The 1,502-nt window shown below is 72.7% G+C and carries 1 protein-coding gene; it reads right to left on the bottom strand.

What is annotated here, in order from left to right; genetic code table 11:
• Positions 1-1,480, bottom strand: a 1,480-nt coding sequence (locus IE239_RS41365) for a beta-ketoacyl synthase N-terminal-like domain-containing protein (protein ID WP_308435471.1), incomplete at its 3' end; no start/stop codon positions are given.
• Between the last annotated feature and the right edge of the window lie 22 nt (positions 1,481-1,502).

The raw sequence follows: 1,502 nt of genomic DNA, 5'->3' as shown, positions 1-1,502 counted from the left end.
CCAGATCACACTCACCCGCACGCAACGACTGCACCGCCAGATGCAACGCCACCAACGACGACGAACACGCCGTGTCCACCGTCACCGCCGGACCCTCCAGACCCAGCACGTACGACACCCGCCCCGACAACACCGACGCCGCGTTCCCCGTCCCCACATGCCCCTCGAAATCCTCACCCGAGGCCAGCAGCAGACCCGTGTAATCCTGACCGTTCGTCCCCGCGAACACCCCCGTCCGACTCCCCCGCAACCCACCCGCGGCAATCCCCGCCCGCTCCAACGCCTCCCACGACGTCTCCAACAACAACCGCTGCTGCGGATCCGTCGCCAACGCCTCCCGCGGACTCATCCCGAAGAACCCCGCGTCAAAAGCACCCGCACCGTCGAGAAACGCACCCACGTCCACATAAGTCGTGCCCCTGCGTTCGGCGTCGGGGTCGTACAGGGTGGCCAGGTCCCACCCTCGGTCGGCGGGGAACGGGCCCACCGCGTCGTCGCCCTCGGACAGCAGCCGCCACAGCCCCTCCGGATCCCCCACACCACCCGGGAACCGGCACGCCATCCCGACGATCACCACCGGATCGTCACCGGCGACCGCACCCCCCACGGCCGGCACGACGGGCTCCGCACCCGGCGCATCGCCCAGCAGCAACCCCCGCAGGTGCCGCGCGAGTGCCGTCGGCGTCGGGCAGTCGAACACCACTGTCGTGGCCAGGCCGGTGACACCCGTCAGTGCGGTGAGGCCGTTGCGGAGTTCGACCGCGATGAGGGAGTCGACGCCGAGGTCGCGGAAGGCACGCTCGGCCGGGACGGCCGCGGCCCCCGCGTAGCCGAGCACAGCGGCGGCGCAGGACTGCACGGTCTCCAGCAGAACGCGGTCCTGTTCGGCGCGGCTGAGCCCGCTCAGCCGGCCGAGCAGCCCGGCGTGGTCGTCGACGGCGGTGCGGCCGACCCCCGTGGCGGCGGCTTCCAGGGCCGCGCGTGCCTCGGGCAGCGAGGCGATCAGCGGGTTCGGGCGGGTCAGGGTGAGGGCGGGAGCGAAGTCCGCCCAGTCGAGGTCGGCGACGACGACGGCGGGCGTGTCGGACGCGGCCGCGCGAGCGAGGACGTTCGTGGCGGCTTCGGCGTTCAGGGGAAGCACGCCGCCCCGCCGCATCCGCGAGGCGGAGCGGGTCTCGTCGGCCATGCCGCCGTCGGCCCACGGACCCCAGGCGATCGAGGTGGCGGGCAGTCCTGCCGCCCGGCGCCGCTGGGCCAGCGTGTCGAGGAAGGCGTTGGCCGCCGCGTAGTTGCCCTGGCCTGCCGCTCCGATGCTGCCCGCGAAGGACGAGAAGAGGACGAAGGCGTCCAGGTCGCGGTCGCGGGTGAGGTCGTCCAGGTTCAACGCGCCCAGCGCCTTCGCCCACAACACCGCCGCGAACCGCTCCGGCGTCAACGCGTCGATCACACCGTCGTCCAGCACACCCGCCGCATGCACCACCGCATCCACCGGATACCGCGCC

This window comes from Streptomyces humidus (assembly GCF_014649655.1).
GTDB classification, from domain to species: Bacteria; Actinomycetota; Actinomycetes; order Streptomycetales; family Streptomycetaceae; genus Streptomyces; species Streptomyces humidus.
Note: the sequence above shows the minus strand (reverse complement) of the source record. Positions and strands in the feature narration are given on the sequence as shown.